Below are 18711 nucleotides of genomic sequence, written 5' to 3'. Positions count from 1 at the left end.
AGTTAAATCATAAACTGCAAAGTTTTCATCAATCAATTTGTGTGTTGTATCTGTCCTGCTGAAAGCATCTAAGCAATACTATCAAACAAATGCTACAAATCCTAACACCAATAACCCGATTCTGATAAAATTATATCTCGTGTTGTGCAATTTACATGCTTTCATCATGACAAATGATGCTTTATTATGATAAATAGTGAAAATTATGACCGTAATTTAGCCCCGATTGCAATGAAAATCCCGCAGTGAAGCAGCGGAGCAAAGCGGAGCCGCGCAATGAGGAATTGCAATGGAAAGCGGGAAAAAGCTCCTGAAAATGTTTCAGATTATTATACAAATCTTAGCAAAAGTATCAAATATTTAAAACTAAATCACTCAAAAACATTAAATTTGCATCTTATCAAAATTGTAAAAAGCAAAGCAATATATAGTATTATGACATCACAAGAGATTCGTCAAAAATTTTTAGATTATTTTAAAAGTAAAGAACACCTTATCGTTCCTTCGGCTCCTATTGTGCTGAAAGACGATCCTACCCTTATGTTTTCCAACTCGGGAATGACGCAGTTTAAAGATTATTTTTTAGGTTACAAAGAACCTAAAGCTCCAAGAATTGCCGATACCCAGAAATGTTTAAGAGTTTCCGGAAAGCACAATGATCTGGATGATGTAGGTAGAGATACCTATCACCACACCATGTTTGAAATGTTGGGGAACTGGTCTTTTGGTGATTATTTTAAAAAAGATGCTATTGCTTTTGCCTGGGAATTGCTGACGGAAGTGTACGGAATTCCTAAAGAAAATCTTTACGTAACCATTTTTGAAGGAGATGCTTCCGAAAATCTGGAAAGAGATCAGGATGCTTATGATTTCTGGAAATCCCATATTTCTGAAGACAGAATCATCAACGGAAACAAAAAAGACAATTTCTGGGAAATGGGTGCAAGCGGACCTTGCGGACCGTGTTCTGAAATTCATGTTGACTTGAGAACTCCGGAAGAAAAAGCTAAAATTTCCGGTCTTGAATTGGTGAACAATGACCATCCTCAAGTGGTGGAAGTCTGGAATCTCGTTTTTATGGAATTCAACAGAAAAGCTGATGGTTCTTTGGAAAAACTTCCTGCACAACATGTTGATACCGGAATGGGCTTCGAACGTCTTTGTATGGCGCTTCAGGGAAAATCCTCCAATTATGACACCGATGTTTTTACCCCTTTAATTGCTAAAGTGGAAGAACTTTCAGGAAAAAAATATACCGGAATTTTAAAAGACGAAAAAGACATTGCGTTTCGTGTTGTGGTAGATCACATCAGAGCGGTTTCTTTTGCCATTGCAGACGGACAATTGCCTTCAAGCGGAGGTGCAGGTTACGTTATCCGAAGAATTTTAAGAAGAGGAGTTTCCTACTCTTACAGATTCTTAGACATGAAAGAACCTTTCCTTTATAAATTGGTTGCCGTTCTTCAGGAACAAATGGGTAAATTCTTCCCTGAACTTGAAAAACAGGGAGCTTTGGTTACAGAAGTGATCAAAAGCGAGGAGGAATCTTTTCTTAATAAAATTGAAAACGGACTGATAAGAGTTGAAAAATTAATTCAGCAGACCATTGAAAGCAATTTGAAAGTGCTGCCAAGCGATGAAGTTTTCGAATTATATGATACTTACGGCTTTCCGAATGATTTAACGAGAATTATTGCTGAAGAAAAAGGCTTAACGATTGATGAAGCAGGTTTTGAAGCGAGAAAAAAAGAGCAACAGGATCGTTCAAGAGGTGGTGCTGAACAAAAAGTCCACGACTGGGTAATTCTTGAGGAAAAAGCAGAAAATTTTGTAGGCTACGATCAATTAGAATCTGAAACTTACATTACAAGATACCGAAAAATAGAAAATAAAGACGGAGAATTTTATCAGGTGGTTCTAAGTGAAACGCCTTTCTATCCTGATGGCGGTGGACAGGTTGGAGATAAAGGTCTTCTTGAAAATGCCACGGAAAGTTTTGAGGTTCTGGAAACCAAAAAAGAAAACGGGCTGATTATTTCGTTAATTAACGGTCTTCCGAAAGATGCAGGAGCAGTTTTCTATGCTAAAGTAAATGCAGCGGAAAGAAAAAATTCTCAGGCAAACCATTCGGTAACGCACTTACTGCATGAAGCGTTAAGAGAAGTTCTGGGAACGCACGTTGAACAGAAAGGTTCTTACGTAGGTCCCGATTATCTGCGTTTCGACTTCTCCCACTTCAACAAAATGACGGAAGAAGAACTGGCTTTGGTAGAAAATAAAGTGAATACAAAAATCAAAGAAAGTATTGCGTTGCAGGAGTTCAGAAGCATCCCGATTCAGGAGGCTTTAGACAAGGGAGCAATGGCTTTGTTTGGCGAAAAATACGGAGACAATGTAAGAATGATCCAGTTTGGAAGCTCGAAAGAACTTTGTGGAGGAACTCACGTAAAAAACACCAGCGAAATCGGTCATTTTAAAATTCTTTCCGAAAGTTCCGCAGCAGCAGGAATCAGAAGAATTGAAGCGATCTCCGGAGACGAATCTGAAAAATATTTCAAAAATCTTGAAAAGCAGGTAGCTGAACTTTCTCAGTTGTTAAAATCCAAAGACCTCATCCGTTCGATTGAAAAGCTGATGGAAGAAAATGCTTCTTTAAAATCGGAAGTGGAAGCTTTCAAGAAAGAAAAAGCAAAAGGAGAAATCGGCGACTGGAAAAATGCTTACGAACAAAAAGGCGACAAACAGCTTTTGGTAAAGAAAACGTCTCTTGATGCAGGTTCTGTAAAAGACATCGTATTCCAGTTGAAGAGAGAAATACCGACTTCAGTAACGATCATCCTTTCTGATGCAGACGGGAAACCAATGATTACGGTGGGTGTTTCAGATGATTTGGCTGCAAATTATCAGGCAGGAGCTATCGTAAAAGATTTAGCAAAGGAAATCCAAGGCGGCGGCGGCGGAAATCCGGGCTTTGCAACAGCAGGAGGAAAAAATCTTGACGGATTGGAAAATGCCTATCAGAAAGCTTTGAATATTTAGACAAACTTAAAACGTCAATAAAGTTATTATAGAAAATCAGTTGTACCATCTTTGCGTACAGCTGATTTTATTTTTAACAAAAGATTATATTTTTTCTTATCGTTTTGTAACCTTCTTATTTTTAGTTTTGTCTTATCTATAAAAAAGACTAATGACAAAATATCTATCTTCCCTGTTTTTGTTTATTTCGGTAGTGTTTTTTGCACAGAATCAGGTGAAAGTTTTCAATAAAGCGGACAAAAAGCCTATTCACAATGCAGCCATTTACTGTGACGATGCACTTCTTGGAAAAACCGACTTCAACGGCAGTGTATCTTTTAAGACAAAATGTAAAAAGGTCGAAATTCTTGCCAGCAATTTTCAGGATGTCGTAACGGATGTAAAACCGTCTATGGAAGTTTCTATGCAGCCTTTGTCTGAAAAGATGGGAAATATAGACAAAATTGTCATTCAGGATAAAAGTGATCCGCGAGCATTGAGAATTTTAGATGAGGTAAACAAAAGAGCCAAAGAGAATTCACCAAAATCGCTGGATTCCTACAATTTTAAATCGTATTCCAAGTTTTCTATTGACGTAGATAAAGATTCTGTGGATACGTACAAAAACTTTTTAGCAGTAAGAAAAGACTCGCTTTCGAAGGTTGATAAAAAAGACCTTAAGCAAACGGATAAAGAGAAAAAAGATTCTTTGATCGGAGAAGATCTTATTCAGGCGACCACCGAAAGCCAGCTGTTCCTTTGGGAGAAAGCCGCAGAATACAAATATTCTAAAAGTTTCGGTGAGAAAACCAATATCATTGATAACAGAATGTCGGGCTTTAAAAATCCGATTTATGAGGCTTTAGCGATCAATATTTCTAATCTTGACAGAACACCGAGACAGCTTAGACCTGAAAACAGAAAGTTATTCAATTTTTATCTTTCCGATACTTTACAGCTCGACGGAAGAAAAACTTTTGTGATTAAATTCAAGGAAATTACTGATAAAAAGAAGCAGAATCCGAGAAAATTCAACGGGAAAATCTATATTGATTCTGAAACCTATGCTTTGAAAAAATTTGAAAGCCAAAGCAAAAAGCGGAATGAAGGAGATATTGTTTCGGTTTGGAAGCCTATTAACGGAAAGTGGTTCTTAGACTACGAAAACATGAAAGTAAAAATGGGAAGCCAGAGTTTCGAGACTTCTAAAAAAGACAGTCTGAAACCCGGAGAAAAAACAAAATACAACAAAAAGAATTTTGGAAATTATCTGTATGTAAAAAACCGTTTCTTCGATTTTGAAATCAATAAAGAACAAAAAGCATCCGAATTCAAAGGCTATTCTCTTGAAATGAAAAACTCGGACGGAAGTCTCCTTTCCCAATACAGAACCGACAGTCTTACCGCGAGAGAAAGTGCAACCTACACCAAGATCGACAGCTTTGTGGAAAAGCATGATTTTGAAAAAAAGCTGAATACTTTAACCCAGCTTTTAAGAGGAAATCTGCGGTATAAATTCATCGATTTCGACATTACGAAGTTTTTCAGTTACGATAAATACCAAGGTCTTCGTCTGGGAGCAGGAATAAAGCTGAATGAAAAATTCAACAACACATTTTCTCCGGACGGCTATTTCGGGTACGGATTTAAAGACCACACCTGGAAATACGGTTTAGGGCTTGATGTAAGATTATCAGACAAAAGAACGTCAGTTTTCAGAATCGATTATGTGGATGATGTGTTCGCAGCCGGAAGATTCAGCAACAATATGTGGGACATGATGATGAAATTTTCAGACATCAATCTGGATCTTCACAACTCAACTTTTTACAAAAACCAGAAATGGGGAGCTTCTTTCCTTTATGATATTTCGAATTCTTTAAGCGTGAAAGTTGCCGTGAATAAAGAAAAGCAACAGGCTCTTTTTGATTATCAGTATAAAAATCTGGGAAACCGTTTCGATAATACAAGCGCCACTTTATCTCTAAAATTCTCGCCGAATGACAAAAATATCATGACGCCGAGCGGAAAGTTCACCTACGAAAAAGGATATCCGCAAATCTTCATGAATTACGAAAAAGGATTTGAAACGTTAGGCGGAGATCTGGATTATCACAGAGTGGATGCGTTAATTATTCATCAGTTCAGATCAAAATTAGGATATACGAACATCAAACTTTTCGGAGGAATTTCTTCAGGAAATGCACCGATCTGGAAAAACTTTGAAATCGCCGGGCAAACCGATGCAAACAGAGACAACAGGACTTCGAGCATTACGACACCTTCCAATTTAGGTTTTGCAACCATGCCTTCCGGAACATTCTTTACCGATAAATTTGTTGCCTTCAAAGTATCGCAGTATCTTCCTTTCAGGTTTAAAACTTTCGGATCAAGATATTCCAGTATCGAACTTGAATATCAGGCGGCGATCGGAAATATGAAAAACAGACAGGATCATCAGTTCCAGTTTCAGGTGCTGGATCATTATTATCAGGAAGCCGGAGTTATCTGGAACCGTTTTCTGGGAAGAAACTTTGGGGTAGGATTTTCTTACCGTTTAGGATATTATCAGACCCCGGAATTTAAAGATAACTTTGCAATCAAACTGAGATTTAACCTGTTAAACTAAGCCGTATTTTTAAATAATTATCTGGAAAATAGAAACAGAAGCTTTCGGGTTTCTGTTTTTTTATTATCTTTCTGAAAAAATAACCATGAAACATATGCTTACTGAGTGTTTCTCTGCAATATTATTTTCTTCTAATACAAAAAGAATCCCGTCCTTTGATTGAAGATGGGGAGTTTGAGCCTTATTTTTTAAAAGATATTTCCAATGAATGATCCCATTAATATCAATTAACAAAACTTTTGCGGGACAATAAATATTAGTAATTTTGGCAAGGTTTTCTATGAAAAGGATTTTACTGTTTCTATGTTTTTCAATCTGTATTTTTGGTTTTTCACAATCGAAAGTTACTTCTATTGAAACCGTTATCATCGAAGACAAAAGTGATCCGAGAGCACTGGAAATCCTTAATAAAGTGAATCAGTATTTCCATGAGAACTCTCCCAAAACGCTGGATTCCTATTATTATAAATCTTACGAAAAAATTTCTCTCGATATCGACGAAGACAGTATTTCTCAGTACAACAAATTCTTCGAAGAAACCGGAATGTTCAAAAAAAAGCGGGAAAAAGATTCTTTAAACAACATTTCCGCGCGAAAAATATTCTCGAAAAGCAAACTGTTTCTCTGGGAAAGAGCGCAGGAATTTCTGTATTCTAAAAAATACGGCGAGAAGATCAATATTCTGGATAACAGAATTTCCGGTCTCAAACAGCCTATTTATGAAATGATCGCGCTTCAGCAGAGCAACAGAGACAAAATTCCGGATCAGCTTAAAAAAGAAAACCGCGGACTTTACCGCTTCTTTCTCACCGATACCATTGAAATGGACGGAAGAAAAAATTTCGTTATCCGTTTCAGGGAAGTGAATTACAAAAAGCCGGATAAAAAACGAAAATACAACGGCGCTATTTATGTAGATACCGAAACCTACGGCGTAAAAAAAATTGAAAATTTCAGCAAGAATAAAAACGACGGAATTATTACCAGTTCGTGGATTTTCTTCAACAACAAATGGTTTCTGGCATACGAAACCGTAAAGTTGAAAATGAGCAATATGCAGATGGAAAACGAAAAAGGCGATGAAAAAACCGACAGGAAAAGTAAAAAAACGTTCGGAACCTATGCGTTTCTTACATCGCGGTATTTCGATTATCATTCCCCTGCCGAAAACAATCAGAATGACTTTAAAGGCTACACTTTTTCAGTAAAAAATATCGACGGAAAAACCTTAGACCAGTACCGAACTGATCCTCTTACCGAAAGAGAAAAAAATACCTATAAAATAATCGACAGTCTCGGAAAAATCTACAATATCGACCGAAAAGCAAGAGTTTTGGGTGGTTTGTTCCTAAACGGACAGATTAAAGTGGGGGTGGTAGATTTTGCAGTAGACGAAATCGTCAATTACAATCTTTACGAAGGCTTCAGAGTTGGATTAAAAGCAAAACTTAATGAAAATTTCAATCCGTATTTTTCTCCGGATTACCTTTTTGCTTACGGTTTTAAGGATGATAAATGGAAATACAGGATTGGTCTTGATATCAAAACAACGTTGGAAAAAGACTCGTATTTCCGGTTGGATTATTATGATGATGTGACGGCTTCCGGTGAATTTTACAGAAGACTCTGGAGCTTTAAAATGAGAACGGCAAACTATGGAAACAACCTGAATAACGATCGTTATTACCGTTACAAAGGCGCTTCAGTATCTTACCTGAACGATATTACCAACGGATTAACACTGGTTTTTGCTGCCCGAAGAAATCTGGAAGAAGCGATGTTCGATTATTCTTTCCGTGGAAGAGGTCCTTCTTTTGATAACTTCAATACCCTATTTACACTAAAATATTCCCCAAATTCTACGAATATTATGACGCCGCAGGGAAAATCACTGATTGATCAGAAATATCCCGAACTGTATTTTAATTATGAACAGAGCTACAAAATATTTGGCGGAGATTTCGATTATACACGATTTGATGCGCTTTTGGTTCATAATTTCAAAACGATGTTTGGAACCACAGGTTTCAGACTCTATGGCGGAATGGTTTTCGGAGATGCGCCGATCTGGAAAAATTTCACCATGAACGGGCTTGCTTCTTCAAGGAAAGATTTTAATTTCAACCTAACTTCTTTCTTAGGATTTGCCACTCTGGAAGGGGGAAAATATTACAACGACCGGTTTATTGCCTATTATTTTACCCACAAAATCCCATGGTATTTTAAAAGCTTCGGGCAGAATATTTCAAGCTTCGACTTTGTGTTAAGAGGAACGACGGGAAATATGAAGCATCCCGATTACCACCAGTTCAGATTCCGTCCTTTGGATCATCTTTATCAGGAAGTCGGTCTGGAATGGAATAATTTCCTATCTACCTACTTTAATCTGGGATTATTTTACAGGGTTGGATATTACACCACTCCTAATTTTAAACAAAATTTTGCAGTTCAGTTTAAATTAAAAATTCTGGATTTTTAAAAAATGAAACCGTTAAATAAAAGATAAATGCAGAAAATCGAAATAAAAGCAGATCAGTTTTTCGAGTTATTAAAATTAAAAGATACCTCGATGTGGGAAATCTTTACCCAAATGATCGATGGAAACGAAAAGGAAATCATCTTTCTGGATAACGAAGATAAAATCCTTTTTAATTATATCCTTCCTTCCACACCGGAGAAAATGGAGGAAGACCGAAAAGAATTTTCTAAGCAGTTTGCGGATAAGCTTGCGAATCTGAATTAAAATTTTAGAAACGTATTTCTTCTTATTTAAAGTTTAACCTCAACTTAAACTTCATTTTTTGTTTATTTTGTGTTAAATTTTAAAAGTGTAATCAAATCATTAAAAAATTCAAGATGAAAAATTACCTATTATCTGCACTCAGTGTATTTATTTTTGGGACTTTTACCGCTCAATCCTATCAAAAACCTCTGGTTTCTGCTATCAAAGAAGGCGATCTTCGCAAGGATATGTATGATCTTGCAGCCGATCAGTTTCTGGGTCGGGAAGCAGGAACTTTAGATGAGCTTAAAGTATCAATGTGGCTTGCTGACAGAGCCAAGGAAGCGGGAATGAAACCAGCCGGAGACAACGGAACTTTCTTTCAGTTTTTTGATATGTACAGACATCAGGTAATTCCGCAGAGCAGCCTGAAAATTGGTGATAATTCTTTAAAATTATGGAAAGATTTTCTTGTTGCGGAACCCGTAAATGCAAACATTGATTCTGAAATTGTTTACGCCGGAAATGCCGAACCTGAAGATTTATCAAAATTAAATATTAAAGATAAAATTCTCGCCGTAAATGCATCTGACAAGAATATTGAAAAGGAAATGACGCTTTTCGTAAGAAGATATCCCGGTTTTGTAAGAACAAAATACTATAACAAAGCATCTGAACTGGGAGCAAAGGGAATCATCTTCATTACAGACGAAACATCGGATAAAAGCTGGGTTGAAGTTTTACCGCAAATGACGAGAGGTTCTTACGGAGTAGAAGGTTTAAGAGAAAGTGTGACGAATAATATTCCGGTTTTATGGATTAAAAGAGAAAATTCTGACTGGGTAAAAAACAATCCTAAAATTTCGCTGCACCTCATCACAGAAACGTATAAATATCCTTCCGTAAACATCATCGGAAAAATAGACGGTACAGATCCTAAACTTAAAAACGAATTTGTTTTAATCAGCGGACATCAGGATCACGACGGAATAAGACATCCTGTAAAAAACGATACAATTTACAACGGCGCAGATGATAACGCAAGTACCTGTGTTGCGATGTTGGCAATGGCAAGAGCCTATAAAAAACAGCCTTCAAAACGCAGTATTCTCTTTGTTTTTCATGGTGCTGAAGAAAGAGGTTTGTTGGGTTCGAGATGGCATGCAGCGCATCCTGTTGTGCCAAAAGAAAACATTGTTGCCGTTCTCAATGGGGATATGATCGGGAGAAATGATAATAATGAAGCTGCGCTTCTGGGAGGAAATTCGCCTCACAAAAATTCTGAAGAATTGGTAAAAATGGCTGAAGATGCCAATAATGAAAGTACGAAATTCAGGTATCTGAAAGATTGGGATTCTCCGAAGCATGCAGAATATTTTTATTTCAGAAGCGATCATTTACCCTATGCAAAAGCAGGAATTCCTGCAATATTTTTCACGAGTGTTCTGCACGATCAGTATCACACGCCGCAAGATGAATCGGAAAACATTAATTACAAAAAGCTGTATAAAATGACGGAATGGATGTACCGAACTTCATGGAAAGTAGCCAATGAAACCGAACGTCCGAAAGTGATTTCTAATTTTACACTGGAAAGATAAATTTAGAACTATAAAAAAGCTGTCTCAAAAGTCAGTTTTTGGCTTTTGAGACAGCTTTTTTGTTTTTTAATCATGAAAATCCGATGATTCGGATCATTTTAGCTCCTCAAAAATATATCCAGAGTTTTCTTGGCTTCCAAAACATCATGAACTCTCAAAATTTTTGCGCCCTGCTGCAAAACTTTCAGATGGAGTTTTTGAGTTTCTTCATTAATGTCCAGAGGAGATTTTCCTAAAGGTTTATAAATGAAAGATTTTCTTGAAATACCGATCAGTAAAGGAAATTTTCCAAATCCTAAATATTGTACTTCGTCGGTCATTTTCATTTGATCTTCCACTGTTTTACCAAATCCGAAACCGGGATCAAGGATCAGATCTTTCACTCCTAACTTTAGCAATTCTGCCGTTTTTTCTGAGAAATATCGATTTTCTGAAAGAATAATATCTTCAAATTGTATCTTATCGTGCATCGTCTCATAAGTAGGATTTACGTGCATCAAAATGTACGGCAGCTTTGTTTCGGCAATAGTTTCAAACATTTTATCATCATACTGACCGCTGGAAATATCATTGATCAGATCAATACCCTCATTAAAACCAAATTTTACGGTTCCGGAATAAAATGTATCCAAAGAGATCAAAGCTTCCGGAAATTCTTTTTTAATTAGAAAAATGATATTTCCGATTCTTCGGATTTCCTCTTCAGAAGTCAGAAATTCGGCATTCGGTCTTGTGGATTGCGGTCCGATGTCGATGATTTCAGCACCATCTTTCAGCATTTTTTCGGTCTGTTCCAGCGCAGATTTTTCATTGTTAAATTTTCCGCCGTCTGAAAAAGAATCCGGCGTGAGATTGAGAATTCCCATGATTTTCGGGGCTGATAAATCTATTAATCTTCCATTGCAGTTGATGGAGTGAAAGTGTTCAAAGGCTTGAGTGTTGGAGAATGACAGAGCTGGGAAGCCGGATGGTTTATGAGTAAACATTTTGGAATTACGAATTGAGTTTATTCTACAAAAATAACATAAAAAAGAAACGCATAAATCTGAAAATATCATTTAAATGCCCATTAACCACACCATGCATAAACGCTCTCCCTCAAACTCATAAACGCTCTCACCCAAAAACGCCCAAACTCTCCTATTCCGACCCCCTCCAACACACAAAAATTCGTATATTTGGAAGATTAAGAGAATTTATGTCAGAAACATCAGTACAGTTCGGGAAAGTTATCAGTCAGTGCCGCGAATTATTCAGCAAAAAATTACAGGATTACGGCGCAGCTTGGAGGGTTTTAAGACCAAGCTCAATTACGGATCAGATTTACATTAAAGTCAACAGAATCCGCACGTTACAAATGACTGACAAAAAAATGGTGGACGAAAGTGAAGAGGATGAATTCATCGCCATTGTGAACTACTCCATCATCGGACTGATTCAGCTTGAAAAAGGTTTTTCCAACGATTTTAACGAAAATAAGGAAGAGATTTTAGAGCTTTACAATCATTATGCGACCGAAGCACAGCAATTAATGGAAAGAAAAAACCATGATTACGGTGAAGCCTGGAGAGACATGAGAATTTCTTCGATTACGGATCTTATTTACCAGAAAGTTTTGAGAACCAAGCAAATTGAAGATAACCAAGGCGTTACTCTGGTTTCCGAAGGTTTGGATGCCAATTATTTTGATATGCTGAATTATGCGGTGTTCTGCCTGATCAAATTTTCTGAAAAAGCAGCCAGTGTAAAATAAAAAAACAAATTAATTATGATAAAAGGTTTATTACGATTTCTTCTTGCGGTTATTTTCATCCTTTCAGGGTTTGTAAAAGCGGTTGATCTGGTTGGTTTTTCTTTCAAAATGGAAGAATACTTTGCCCCGAATGTTTTTAATATGCCGTTTTTTGAAAAGTTTGCACTGCCGCTTTCCATATTTGTTGTGGTTCTGGAACTTCTTCTGGGCTTTATGCTTTTGATCAAACTGAAACTTAAATTCACGCTTTCTGCATTAATTGCACTCTGTATTTTCTTTGGTTTCCTTACCTTTTATTCTGCCTATTACAATGTGGTAACAGATTGCGGATGCTTCGGAGATGCCATTAAATTTACGCCGTGGCAGAGTTTTATTAAAGACATTGTGCTTTTAATCGGGTTAATCGCTGTTTTCATTCTTTACAGAAAAGAATTTAAGAAAAAAGATGCATACAGCTTCAGCACAAAGAAAGAAACAGGAAACAAATTCAAATATATTCTTCTGGGCGTTTTTTCTGTTGCCATGATTCTGGTTGGCGCACATGGAATTGTGCATGAACCTGTTATCGATTTCCGCGATTATAAAATAGGAACCGATCTGAGAGCAGAAAAAGCTAAAATTGCTAAAAATCCGTCCCAGTATAAAACGTTTTATTCCCTGAAAAATGCTGAAACCGGAGAAGTTCTGAAAGTAAATCAGGATGATTATATCAAAAAAACAGAATATTGGGCAGAAGGATCGCCCTGGAAAATAGAGGAAGGAAAGAATGAATCTGTTCTGGTAAAAGAAGGCTACAAATCTGAAATTGCAAAATTCAAGCTTGAAGATACTACGGGAATGGATATGACTCAGGAAGTTATCAATGCTCCAAAAGCTATTTTAATTTTCACTTACTATCCTCAAAATGTTTCTCCAGAACTTATTAAACAGCTTGAAACTAAGATAAAAACTCAGGGTACAACTGCTGTTTACGGAGTTTCAACACTTCCGAATACTTTTAAAACCATTAAAAATTTGATGATGGATGCTACTGCAATTAAAACCATCGCAAGAAGCAATCCTTTTGTACTGGTTCTGGAAAACGGAAAAATTATTGACAAACAGCCTGCAAAAGATTATCTGAAATAAAAAAACACTAAAATTTAAACTATATCAATGCAAAAGTCTAACAAACCCATTGCCGGTTATCATTTATTGATGATTCTTTCTTCTGTAGACGGAGAATTTGCTCCGGAAGAAGGAATGCTTGTTCAGCAGTATTTAGCCGATGAATTTCCTTTTAAAATGAATCTTGATAATGAACTTGAAACCATTGCCCTGCTACAGCCGGAAGAATGGAAAGATCATTTTGAATTTCACGCGCGTTGTTTCTACGACGATTCTACAGAAGAGGAAAGAACAAGTTTCATCCAGTTTGCGAAAACGCTTATTAAGGCGGATAATAAAGTGACGGATGAAGAGCATACTTTTTATACGCTTTTGAAAAATCTTTGGAATATTAATCGATAATTGAGTCATTAGAAGTTAGAAATTCGTTTCTGACTTTTAGTTTTTAACTTTAAAATAAAAGAAACTATGAGAAGAAAAATAGTTGCAGGAAACTGGAAAATGAACAAAAATGTAATTGATGCCCAACAATTAATGGTTCAGTTACTAAGCTATAAAAACAATAATACTACGAACTGCGAAGTATGGATCGCTCCTCCGTCTCTGTATCTGATGATGGCAAAAGATGTTTTTGAAAAGGATGAAATCGGCGTTTTCGCACAGGATATCAGTGAACATGAAAGCGGAGCGTACACAGGAGAAATTTCTGTGGATATGCTTGAATCCATTGATGCAACAGGTTCTTTAATCGGGCATTCTGAAAGAAGACAATATCACGGCGAGACAGATTCTCACTGCAACAGAAAGGTAAAATTAGCTTTGGATAAAGGTTTGATTCCTGTTTACTGTAACGGAGAAACTTTGGAACAGAGAAAAGCAGGACAGCATTTTGAAGTGGTAAAAAATCAGACTGAAGTGGCTCTTTTCACGCTTACCGCAGAGGAAATTAAAAAAGTAGTGATCGCTTACGAACCGGTTTGGGCAATCGGAACCGGAGAAACAGCGACGCCGGAACAGGCACAGGAAATCCATGCACACATCAGAAGCATTATCGCTGCAAAATACGGACAGGAAGTTGCTGATGAAGTTTCTATTCTTTACGGAGGTTCTGTAAAACCGGATAATGCAAAGGAAATATTCTCTCAACCTGATATCGATGGTGGTCTGATTGGTGGAGCAGCTTTAAAACTGGAAGATTTTTCTAAAATTATTGAGGCTTTCAACTAATAGCGAATAAAGCTGTGAAAAAATTTATACTGCTGTTTCTGGGAATATTATTATTTGACATTCTTTATGTATTTATCTACGACCAGTTTTTCATCGGGATAAAACCTGAATTTTTGCAGTATCCGTTGTCGTTAATTAAAGTTTTGGTGAATTCACCCGCAGTATTATTTGATAAGCTGTTACCTTTTTATGCGTCAATACCAATATATAAGATGTTTCTGATATTTTTTGGAAATATTTTAGTACAGACATTTTTGATTTACAGGATGTTCTTTAAAAAGAGAAGATCTACAGAAAATGAAAAATAAAATCCGGCGGCATCTTCGATGCCGCCGGATTTTTTATAATCAGAGTTTGTAAAATTAAAGTTTGTGCTTTTGTATTTTAGATGGTCTGCTCTTCATGCTTTCCTTCTTTGATCTCCTCGACCATCTTTGCATTAAAGGCTGGAAGATCTTTCGGAGTTCGGCTTGTGACCAAACCATGATCTACTACAACTTCACTGTCTTCCCAGTTCGCTCCCGCATTTTTAAGATCTTTACTGATTGAATCCACCGACGTCATTTTTCTTCCTTCAACTACTTCGGCGTTGATGAGAATCTGTGGTCCATGACAAATAGCTGCAACAGGTTTATGCTGCTGGAAAAAATCTCTTACGAAAGATAAAGCAGTTTCATTGGTTCTTAACTGATCCGGATTGATAACGCCTCCCGGTAAAACCAAAGCATCGTAATCTGAAGCGTTGGCTTCATCTAAAGTTTTATCAACATTGTATTCCTTTCCCCAATCTTTTTCTGCCCATGCTTTGATGGTTCCGGATTCCGGACTGATGATGTGGGCTGTCCAACCTTGCTGTTCCAAATGTTCTTTTGGAGATTTCAATTCGCTTTCTTCAAATCCGTGTGTTGCTAAAATTGCAATTTTTTTTGACATAATTTTTATGATTTAAGTGTTGTACAGAGTATCTTGAAAAAATGATACCGTTTTTACCCTCAAATTTTATAAAATTTGTTAAAGTATTTATTTTGGGTTTGCAAATTACTTTTATCAATATTGATGTGAAAATTGAAAATACGTCGACTCTCCTAGCCCGGATTGCAGCTATTGTCTGAGCTCGTTTTTAATATTTCAGGGTTGCGGCGGCTCCGCCGCCGCAACCCTGAAATATTAAAAACAGCGAGTGCGGAAAGCCGGAAAAAGCTCCTGATATATTTCAATAAAAAAACGCACCAAAATCAATTGATGCGTCTTCTTATTATTTTTACAAAATTTATTTTTTGTCTTTAGATCTCTGTAAAACTTCGTCTACCATTCCGTATCCTTTTGCTTCTTCGGAAGTCATCCAGTAATCTCTGTCGGAAGCTTTTTCTACCCAGTCATAAGTCTGTCCTGAGTGCTCGGAAATGATCTCGTAAAGCTCTTTTTTAAGCTTTAACATCTCTCTCAGGTTGATCTCCATATCGGAAGCCACCCCTTGCGCACCTCCGGAAGGTTGGTGAATCATTACTCTTGAGTGCTTTAAAGCAGAACGTTTTCCGCTTTCTCCGGCAACCAAAAGAACCGCTCCCATTGAAGCTGCAATACCTGTACAGATTGTTGCTACATCAGGCTTAATGATCTGCATCGTGTCGTAAATTCCTAAACCGGCGTAAACACTTCCACCCGGAGAATTGATATAAATCTGAATATCTTTGGAAGGATCTGCACTTTCTAAGAAAAGAAGCTGAGCGGTTACGATATTCGCCACCTGATCATCAATTCCTGTTCCTAAGAAAATAATTCTGTCCATCATCAAACGGGAGAAAACATCCATTTGTGCAACGTTTAATCTTCTTTCCTCCATGATGTACGGCGTAAGACCTGTAGGACCATACATTCCCATATACTGATCGGTTGCCAAACCGTTATTTCCTAGATGTTTTACAGAGAAATCTCTGAATTCTTTTTTAATGTCCATATGCTTGTTTTGTGTATTACATTTTACGAGGTTGAATTTACAATTTTTATTCCTAAAATTTTATAAGACTTTTTGTCATAAAGTTTCAATAATTAACAGATTATTTCCTCTTATCTGTCAGTATAAATACCAGTAATTGCAGAATAATTTAAAATTTTAGCCAATTCCTTTGAAACCATTGTGAGCATCTGAATTTTCTTAAGCTGTTCAAAATATTTAGATTCATCGGATTCTGCATATTCTGCCAATTCTCCTTTTGCTTTTGATATCAGGAAATTAACATATCTGAATTTATGAATCAGAATATCTCCTGCAACCTGCTCCGGAATTTTATCGCCGTAATTAGGCGAAAAAATATTTCTTGTGGTCCAGTCGTTCAGCTCACTGTAGATATTCATGGAATTAACGGCTGCCTTGCTCAATTCTTCATCCATTAATCCGAAAAAGAAATTTCCTTTTCGGAGTTCCTCTTTCTCAATTCCTTCTTTTATATAGTCTACGATTCGTTTGTTCAGTTCCACTTGAAATTCGTAGTCGTCTTCTTCAAAATGGTGAAGAATTTCTTCAATCACCGTAATATCATATTGCTGCTGATCCGGCGCGGTTCTGTGGAGAACAACATCTCCGTAATTGAGCATATGATTGATAAGGTCATTTTCAAGTTTCGTTACATTAAAAAGTACCGGATCGATATAATCTCTCGAATCACTTACTACTTCAAGCTTTGCAGGTTGTTGCGCTTCCGTTTTAATCTGCGCTTTATGGGTCTGATTTTGGGTGATCTGCTTCTGAACATCCAGCTCATTAAACAGACTCTGCTCAGAAAGTCCGAATTTTGTGGAAACCTGCTTTAAGTAAACCTCCCTTTTCAAAGCATTCTGAACAAAGGAAACCGACTTTACAATGTCTCTGATCGCTTCAGCTTTCTTAATCGGATCATCTCCAATTTCCTTGAAAAGAATTTCAGCTTTAAAATCAATAAAATCCATCGCTTCATTTTCGATGAATTTTTCCACATATTCCTGCGGATGTTTTCTGGCGAAAGAATCGGGATCGTCTCCGTCCGGAAACAGCATCACCCGAATATTCATTCCTTCCGTCAGAAGCATATCAATACTTCTGAAACTGGCTTTAATTCCTGCATTATCCCCATCAAAAAGAATGGTTACATTCTCCGTTAATCTTTTGATAAGCTTAATCTGCTCCGTAGTTAAAGAAGTTCCGGAACTTGCCACCACATTTTCGATTCCCGACATGTGAAGCGAAATAACGTCCATATAACCTTCCACCAAAAGACAGACATTCTTACGCGAAATTGCCTGCTTGCTTTGGTTTAAACCATAAAGAACATTGGATTTATGATAAATTTCCGTTTCCGGTGAGTTGAGATATTTGGCTGTCTTTACGTTATTTTTAAGAATTCTGGCTCCAAAACCTAAAACCCTGCCCGAAAAACTGTGGATCGGAAATATTACTCTTTCACGAAAGCGGTCGATTCCTGCGGGAGAATTTTCAGGGAAAATCGAAAGTCCTGATTTCTCAAGAATTTCTTTTGAATAGCCTTTTTCCAAAGCATATTCGGTAAAAGCGTTCTTTTTTTCAGGCGAATAGCCGAGCTGGAATTTTTTAATGATATCATCACGAAGTTCACGCTCCTTAAAATAAGAAAGACCGATTGATTTTCCCTCTTCCACTTCCCAAAGAAAATTCTGAAAAAAATCGTTCGCTACTTCATGAATTTTGTACAATAAATCTCTTTCCGACTGTGCATTTTTTGCTTCTTCGGAAAAATCTTTCTGATCTTCTTCAATTTCAATTCCGTATTTTTTTGCCGCGTGGCGAAGTGCTTCAGGATATGTGAAATTTTCGATTTCCATTAAAAAAGAGATCGCTGTCCCTCCTTTTCCGGTAGAGAAATCTTTCCAGATCTGTTTGCTTGCCGAAACAACGAAACTCGGTGTTTTTTCGTCATGAAAAGGACTTAATCCCTTGAAATTAGACCCTGCTCTTTTGAGCTGCACATATTCTCCCACAATCTCCTCAACGCGGATTGTAGAAAAAATCTTATCGATGGTCTGTTTGGAAATCATGCTGCAAAAATATACAAAAAAATCTATAGAGAACAGTATAAATTTAGTATAAAAACATCTTAAAATTATCCTGAAAAGTTTTATAAATTTAATTGATTTGAATGACCTCAAAAATTGAAAATACAATTATTTGATCTAATTTTACACCTGAATTTTTTACCGTAATTAATTATCTTTGTTTTAAAAATATGCAATTCACGATTCAACATATGGAAGACTGGCAGAATGTTGCCGAAACCGTCATTTCAAAATTAGAGCATAACATTTTACTTTTAAAAGGAAATCTGGGCGCCGGAAAAACAACTTTCACCCAGTTTCTCCTTAAAAATATGGGAAGTACAGACGAAGTAAACTCACCCACCTATTCTATTGTCAATGAGTACAATACCCCAAAAGGAAAAGTATATCATTTCGATTTATACCGTTTAAAAAACATTGAAGAAGTGTATGATATCGGAATGGAAGAATATTTAGACCATTCATTTCTCTGCATTATCGAATGGCCGGAAGTATATGAAGAAGATCTTTACGGTCTCAAATACCACGAAATGAGCATCATTAATACCGGAGAAAACAGAGAAATTTCATTCGAGTAAATATTATGTAT

14 protein-coding genes are annotated in these 18711 nt (G+C 36.7%); 10 read left to right on the top strand and 4 right to left on the bottom strand.

The genetic code is table 11. From position 1 onward, the window contains the following. Positions 1-435 precede the first annotated feature (435 nt). From alaS to BW951_RS10235, 5 genes are all read left to right on the top strand, one after another. Positions 436-3039 (top strand): alanine--tRNA ligase, encoded by a 2604-nt coding sequence (gene alaS / locus BW951_RS10255; RefSeq protein WP_076392424.1) that lies wholly within the window; start codon positions 436-438, stop codon positions 3037-3039. 151 nt (positions 3040-3190) lie between these two features. Next, complete coding sequence (locus tag BW951_RS10250) at positions 3191-5647, top strand: DUF5686 family protein (RefSeq protein ID WP_076392422.1); 2457 nt, start codon at positions 3191-3193, stop codon at positions 5645-5647. Between the two features lie 280 nt (positions 5648-5927). Next, complete coding sequence (locus tag BW951_RS10245) at positions 5928-8126, top strand: hypothetical protein (RefSeq protein ID WP_076392420.1); 2199 nt, start codon at positions 5928-5930, stop codon at positions 8124-8126. 27 nt (positions 8127-8153) lie between these two features. Then, entirely contained in the window at positions 8154-8390 is a 237-nt protein-coding gene (locus tag BW951_RS10240; protein WP_076392418.1) for a hypothetical protein, read from the top strand. A gap of 113 nt (positions 8391-8503) precedes the next feature. Then, on the top strand, positions 8504-9970 hold the full coding sequence (locus BW951_RS10235; RefSeq protein WP_076392416.1) for a M20/M25/M40 family metallo-hydrolase: 1467 nt from the start codon (positions 8504-8506) through the stop codon (positions 9968-9970). Positions 9971-10068: 98 nt separating this feature from the next. Here BW951_RS10235 and folP read toward each other — a convergent pair whose 3' ends face one another. Continuing rightward, positions 10069-10836, bottom strand: coding sequence for a dihydropteroate synthase (gene folP, locus BW951_RS10230; RefSeq protein ID WP_076392598.1), 768 nt, complete (start codon positions 10834-10836; stop codon positions 10069-10071). 332 nt (positions 10837-11168) lie between these two features. On the opposite strand from folP, the gene BW951_RS10225 reads away from it, so the two are divergent. The 4 genes from BW951_RS10225 to tpiA all read left to right on the top strand — a co-directional run bounded on the left by BW951_RS10225 (position 11169) and on the right by tpiA (position 14057). Continuing rightward, positions 11169-11723: a DUF1599 domain-containing protein gene (locus tag BW951_RS10225; RefSeq protein ID WP_076392414.1), complete on the top strand. Its 555-nt coding sequence runs from the start codon at positions 11169-11171 to the stop codon at positions 11721-11723. 15 nt (positions 11724-11738) lie between these two features. After that, positions 11739-12851, top strand: a complete 1113-nt coding sequence (locus BW951_RS10220; RefSeq protein ID WP_076392412.1) for a BT_3928 family protein — start codon at positions 11739-11741, stop codon at positions 12849-12851. 27 nt (positions 12852-12878) lie between these two features. Further along, positions 12879-13232: a TerB family tellurite resistance protein gene (locus tag BW951_RS10215; protein WP_076392410.1), complete on the top strand. Its 354-nt coding sequence runs from the start codon at positions 12879-12881 to the stop codon at positions 13230-13232. A 66-nt stretch (positions 13233-13298) separates the two neighbouring features. Further along, entirely contained in the window at positions 13299-14057 is a 759-nt protein-coding gene (tpiA, locus tag BW951_RS10210) for a triose-phosphate isomerase (protein ID WP_076392408.1), read from the top strand. Between the two features lie 384 nt (positions 14058-14441). Here tpiA and BW951_RS10205 read toward each other — a convergent pair whose 3' ends face one another. The 3 genes from BW951_RS10205 to dnaG all read right to left on the bottom strand — a co-directional run bounded on the left by BW951_RS10205 (position 14442) and on the right by dnaG (position 18104). Then, on the bottom strand, positions 14442-14990 hold the full coding sequence (locus BW951_RS10205) for a type 1 glutamine amidotransferase domain-containing protein (RefSeq protein ID WP_076392406.1): 549 nt from the start codon (positions 14988-14990) through the stop codon (positions 14442-14444). A 337-nt stretch (positions 14991-15327) separates the two neighbouring features. Beyond that, positions 15328-16014: an ATP-dependent Clp endopeptidase proteolytic subunit ClpP gene (clpP, locus tag BW951_RS10200; RefSeq protein ID WP_076392404.1), complete on the bottom strand. Its 687-nt coding sequence runs from the start codon at positions 16012-16014 to the stop codon at positions 15328-15330. Positions 16015-16124: 110 nt separating this feature from the next. Beyond that, on the bottom strand, positions 16125-18104 hold the full coding sequence (gene dnaG / locus BW951_RS10195; protein ID WP_076392402.1) for a DNA primase: 1980 nt from the start codon (positions 18102-18104) through the stop codon (positions 16125-16127). 188 nt (positions 18105-18292) lie between these two features. On the opposite strand from dnaG, the gene tsaE reads away from it, so the two are divergent. Next, complete coding sequence (gene tsaE / locus BW951_RS10190; RefSeq protein ID WP_076392400.1) at positions 18293-18700, top strand: tRNA (adenosine(37)-N6)-threonylcarbamoyltransferase complex ATPase subunit type 1 TsaE; 408 nt, start codon at positions 18293-18295, stop codon at positions 18698-18700. The last annotated feature ends 11 nt before the right edge of the window (positions 18701-18711 follow it).

Source organism: Chryseobacterium gambrini, assembly GCF_900156825.1.
Taxonomy (GTDB): domain Bacteria; phylum Bacteroidota; class Bacteroidia; order Flavobacteriales; family Weeksellaceae; genus Chryseobacterium; species Chryseobacterium gambrini.
The sequence above is the reverse complement of the archived record's forward strand: the minus strand, read 5'-3'. Positions and strand labels throughout refer to the sequence as shown.